Source organism: Wolbachia endosymbiont of Drosophila barbarae (genome assembly GCF_044752445.1).
In the GTDB taxonomy this organism is placed as follows: Bacteria; Pseudomonadota; Alphaproteobacteria; order Rickettsiales; family Anaplasmataceae; genus Wolbachia; species Wolbachia pipientis.
Genome location: NZ_JBIXJM010000128.1, coordinates 1 through 5,032 on the forward strand (window position 1 = coordinate 1; position 5,032 = coordinate 5,032).

General features: G+C 36.2%; 4 protein-coding genes and 1 pseudogene. 3 read left to right on the plus strand and 2 right to left on the minus strand.

Annotation, left to right across the window (positions count from 1 at the left end):
• Both ACIPNH_RS01875 and ACIPNH_RS06730 read right to left on the minus strand, forming a co-directional pair.
• A partial coding sequence (locus tag ACIPNH_RS01875; protein ID WP_400771371.1) for an IS630 transposase-related protein occupies positions 1-196 on the minus strand: 196 nt, incomplete at its 3' end.
• A 25-nt stretch (positions 197-221) separates the two neighbouring features.
• Positions 222-1,130: pseudogene (locus tag ACIPNH_RS06730) on the minus strand (IS5 family transposase).
• 359 nt (positions 1,131-1,489) lie between these two features.
• Here ACIPNH_RS06730 and ACIPNH_RS01890 point away from each other — a divergent pair.
• From ACIPNH_RS01890 to ACIPNH_RS01900, 3 genes are read left to right on the plus strand one after another with little or no spacing between them, the layout of a single operon-like run.
• Entirely contained in the window at positions 1,490-2,599 is a 1,110-nt protein-coding gene (locus ACIPNH_RS01890; protein ID WP_400771375.1) for an outer membrane protein assembly factor BamB family protein, read from the plus strand.
• Positions 2,592-3,971 carry a dihydrolipoyl dehydrogenase gene (gene lpdA, locus ACIPNH_RS01895; RefSeq protein WP_155969057.1) on the plus strand — a complete coding sequence of 460 codons (1,380 nt, stop codon included), beginning with the start codon at positions 2,592-2,594 and terminating at the stop codon, positions 3,969-3,971. The genes ACIPNH_RS01890 and lpdA overlap by 8 nt, the downstream gene beginning before the upstream one ends.
• Before the next feature lie 2 nt (positions 3,972-3,973).
• A complete protein-coding gene (locus ACIPNH_RS01900) occupies positions 3,974-4,903 on the plus strand; it encodes a tyrosine recombinase XerC (RefSeq protein ID WP_400771378.1) in 930 nt (309 codons plus the stop codon).
• The last annotated feature ends 129 nt before the right edge of the window (positions 4,904-5,032 follow it).

Genomic DNA, 5,032 nt, shown 5'->3' on the forward strand with positions numbered 1-5,032 from the left:
CGGTAATTTTGTGATTGTAACCTCCATTTCCAAGTTTTTTTGATTGAAAGTCTCCTGTTTCTTTTCTTCTTTGCTGCCNCTCCCATAAAGTAGTTCGTCCAATTTTAAATCTTGCTGCCACTGTTTCTCTGCTTTCTCCTTCGTCTAGCGCTTCCATTGCTTTTTTCCTTAAGTCATAACTATATGCTGCTGGCACTCAACCTCCTTATCATCTTCTATCCTTATCTTATCACATCCGGACTTCTATGAAAAGAGCTATAACACTTGAGTAGCAGTTCCTTCCCACGATTAATTTCAGATTTGTTCCGAAAATTAAACCCGAATGTTTGTTTCAGTCGCGAGAAAAAACTTTCTACATAAGATCTTTTTCCGTAGTTTGTTTGCCTTTTCCACCTCTTCATTCCATCTTCGCTGTATGACTTTATTAGTCTAATTGCAGCATTTCTCTCTGCCATACTTTGGATGCTCTGCTGCATTGTTTTTTTGGAGGAATTTTTGTCTTTATGCCGCATTCATCACACAATTTATAGAGTTTATGTCTGTCATATGCTCTGTCTGCATATAGTGCTTTTATGGCATGCTGAAAATTAACTCCTTTAAGTAAATCGCAAGCTCCATAGTGATCAGACCGTTACTGTATTCTGCAGCTATGGCTTTTTTGCTGTTTATATTCAACATTACATGCAATTTTCTTGTCTGTTCATAGCCACGATATTTTCTGTCAGCGCTATTTTCCTTGCTGTGTGTTGTTATAAATGCTGATGCTTGTGCTATCTATGGCAATTTCGATATCTTCCATATTATTTTTATCAATTCTGCAATCATTGATCTTAATATTAAGTTTTTTTTGAAGCTTGCGAATAGCTGATAACTGCCAAATCTCTTCCTATTTGTTGCAAATATCCTTTTATAAACCCGACTGTTTGTCTTAAGCCAATTCTAAAAAGATTAACGATTATATGCACTAAAATCACAACTTTATCACTATAAATATAGTTGCCGCCCTGCATTTTTGGACTATTTTCATACCAATTTTCGATAGCTTTATCGATGTAACGAAAAATATTTCCTCTTTTTTCTAGAAATTTGTTATATTCATGGCAGTTACTAACTCTCATTTTTTGTGGCATATTTTTCCTTAAGCGGTTAAATGGCTATTTTATAATGAATTTTGTCAGTAGCCACCAGATTTTTTCAGTTGCGATGCAACAGAGCCATCCCAGTGTCAAGCACTGGGATGACAGGAAAAGAGGCTATTTGGATGACATCTTTCTTCTTGGTATAAATTACTTTTATATCTCAATGTTCGTACAGCTATGCACGTTGCCGCATAGTGGATGAGGTGTACTACCTCTAAGAGTATACATTATCTCACATAATAATATAATATTTCGTTCATAAATCAACGTTTTTAACATGCAGCAAGAACATTTCCGTTGTAATTAAGGTTCTTAAGATGTATATTAATGAATCTTGTTTTCAATAAATAATGAAAGTAATAATTGTCATGATAATGTTATTGTGTAGCAGTTACACAATGGCAAGCGAGAGAATAAGTCTAGTGGATAAAAAACTATCTCAAGGATATGTAGCTCCAGTGCTTACAGAAAATAGCGTTATTTTATCAGACAAGCACGGCGCTTTATATTCCTTTGATATTGATAACTCAAAGGCTATGAATTGGAAATTACACCTCTCACACAGAAAAAAAATTAGTAACATGAGCCTATTGCGTCACAGAGGAAACGTTTTCTTTATAGTGGATAACGTTCTACACACAATAGATGCAAAAACCGGCGAGATTCAGTGGGAAAAAGAATTGAGAGCTCCAGTAAGAGGGAAAGCAGCAGTAATAAACAATAAATTGGTAGTATTGACTATTGATAATTATCTGTATGTGTTTGATATAAAAGATGGCAGCTTCGTTTGGACTTATCAAAACGGCATCAATGAGGTTCGAGGTTTGTATTCCATATCGCCAGCAATTTCTAATGATAAAATAATAGCACCATTTTCAAATGGTGAGTTAATAGCTTTTAATGAAGACGGTAAAAAATTGTGGAGCCAAAAATTGGCTACAAACCTTTTGGATACACAGCTCACAGATGTAACTACTACACCGAGAGTGCTTGGCGATACTTTAATAGCTACAAATAATTCTTATATTTATGGTATTGACGTAAAATCAGGAAATATTTTATGGTCAAAGTCACTGGAAGTAAAAAGTGTATCAGACATTGAGTCATATTATAGTCCTCTTATTCCTGCAGAGAAACAAAAAAAAGGCGGAAGAATTTTTATAGTTACTAAAGATGATAAAATAATTGGCCTGGATATAAAAAATGGAGAAATAGTCTGGGCATCTGATTTAATAGAAAATACGCAACTATTTGCTCCAATTATGCATGCCCATACACTGTGGGTGACAAGCAATAAAAGTTCAATGTTTGCTTTTCCGGGATCTGAAAGTGCAGGAAAGGTAGTCAAAGTACCTGGTAATGTGTTTCACACTCCAGTGTTTACTCGCAATAAGATATATGTAACAACTGAGAAGAATGGTGTTTATTCTTTAGAAAATAGGTTTGTTTTTTATGACTGATTATGATTTAATTGTTATAGGTGGTGGCCCAGGAGGCTATAAGTGTGCTATCGCTGCTGCAAAACTTGGATTGAAAGTTGCCTGTATAGATAAAAATAGCATTTTTGGTGGCACATGCCTCAGAGTTGGGTGCATACCCTCCAAAGCATTGCTCCATTCTTCCTATCAGTATGCTCACACGAAAAATGATCTGTCGAAGCTTGGCATAAAAATTAAGGACGCAAGTTTCGATTTAAAAGAAATGCTAGGCTATAAGGATGCCAGAGTTCAGGAACTTGGAAAAGGTATAGAATATCTGTTTAACCTTCATAAAATCACTAAAATCAATGGGCTTGCTTCTTTTGACCAAGGTAATCTTGAAGTTTCAGTTGAAGGTAAGGTGCTGAAGACAAAAAATATAGTAATTGCAACCGGTTCTGACGTTATTTCTTTGCCAGGAATTAATATCGATGAGAAAGACATTATTTCTTCCACCGGTGCACTATCTTTAACTGAAGTACCAAAAAAACTTGTCGTAATCGGAGCTGGGGCAATAGGGCTTGAAATGTCTTCTGTATGGAGGAGGCTAGGGTCTGAAGTCACTGTAGTAGAATTTTTTGACAGAATCGCTGCAGCAATGGATGGAGAATTAAGTAAGTCTCTACTTTCTAGTCTACAAAAACAAGGAATAAAATTTTTACTTAGCACTAAAGTTGAGGAGATAAAACAAAGTAGTAATTCTTTGAGTGTGAAAGTTTGCTCTGTAAAAGATAATCAAACAAACACTATAGAGGCGGATAAGGTATTGGTGGCAGCAGGACGCAAACCATGCACTGAGAATCTTGGTATTGATGAAAAAATAGAAAAAGATAATCGCGGTTTCGTTCAAGTTAACAACAGATATGAAACTAATGTGAAAGGAATATTTGCTATTGGTGATGTGATCGGTGGAGCAATGCTTGCTCATAAAGCAGAGGAAGAAGGAGTGGCAGTTGCAGAGATAATAGCAGGACAGTCACCTCACGTTGATTATGGAATCATACCATCTGTCATTTACACTCACCCTGCGGTTTCTTCGATTGGTAAAACCGAAGAGGAACTCAAAAATGCTGGCCGTAAGTACAAAGTTGGTAAATGTCAATTTGCTGCAAACGGCAGAGCAAAAATCACTGATGATGCTGAAGGATTCGTGAAAGTGCTGACTTGTAGCAGGGCAGATACAATACTAGGTGTGCATATCATAGGAGCATACGCTGACACGCTAATCAACGAAGCAGCGGTTGCAATGGCATATGGTGCAGCAGCAGAGGATATATACAGAATTTGTCACTCTCATCCTGATATAAATGAAGCCTTTCGAGATGCGTGCATCGATGCTTTCTTTAAAAAATAATTGTGGACCTCGGTTCAATCATTGAAAAATGGTATGAGTGGCTGAGGTGCAACAGATCTTATTCACCAAACACTTTAGAGTCATACATGAGGGACTTGAAGGATCTTATAAGTTTCCTAAATACTCACATTGGTGGAGAAGTAAATGTTGGTACTCTGAAAAATTTAAGCATACCTGAGTTAAGAAGTTGGCTTACCTCTCGTTACGCAAGAGGTGTGAATGCAAGATCTAACACTCGAGCACTCTCAGTAATCAGAAATTTCTTCAAGTACATAAAAAATAACCACAATATAGACAATGAAGCTGTATTTTCCTTATCAAGGCCAATTCAGAGAAGAACTCTGCCCAAAGCATTATCAATACCTAATATAAAAACTTTATTGAAAGAAATGAAACTATCCGATCTGGGCGAATCTTGGGTGGTAAAAAGAGAAATTGCGATTATCGTCCTGCTATATAGTACAGGCTTAAGAATCAGTGAAGCGTTGAACCTTAGGGTTAGTGATATTAACAATGAAAGTTTAATAGTAACAGGTAAGGGAGATAAACAAAGGCAGGTATTCATTCTTCCGGTAGTAAAAAAATGTATACAGGAATATGTAAAAGCCTGTCCTTATCTTGGCATTAATGATGAAGCACAATATCTTTTTTTGGGAGTAAGAGGAAAAAAATTGGGAAGAACTTATGTGGCCAATCGTTTGCAAAAAATAAGGAGAATGTTAAATTTACCAGAAATTTTATCTCCACATGCATTTCGCCATAGTTTTGCTACTCATTTGCTTCAGGAAGATATTGACATAAGATCAATACAACAACTGCTTGGTCACTCAAGCCTGGAAACTACTCAAATTTACACTCACCTCAATTATCAAGAGGTTTTTAACATGTACAAAAATTTTCAGCAGGGCCTGGAGAAGAAATCAAAACTTTAACTTCGTTCTAAACCACCAAGCTGAGTGCTTTCAACATCACTAAGTATTGTGTTTGCTTTATATATAGCATTTCTCATAATAGTCCGAACAGGTCATAGGAAGGCAGAATCAACAGCACGACGAAAGGAT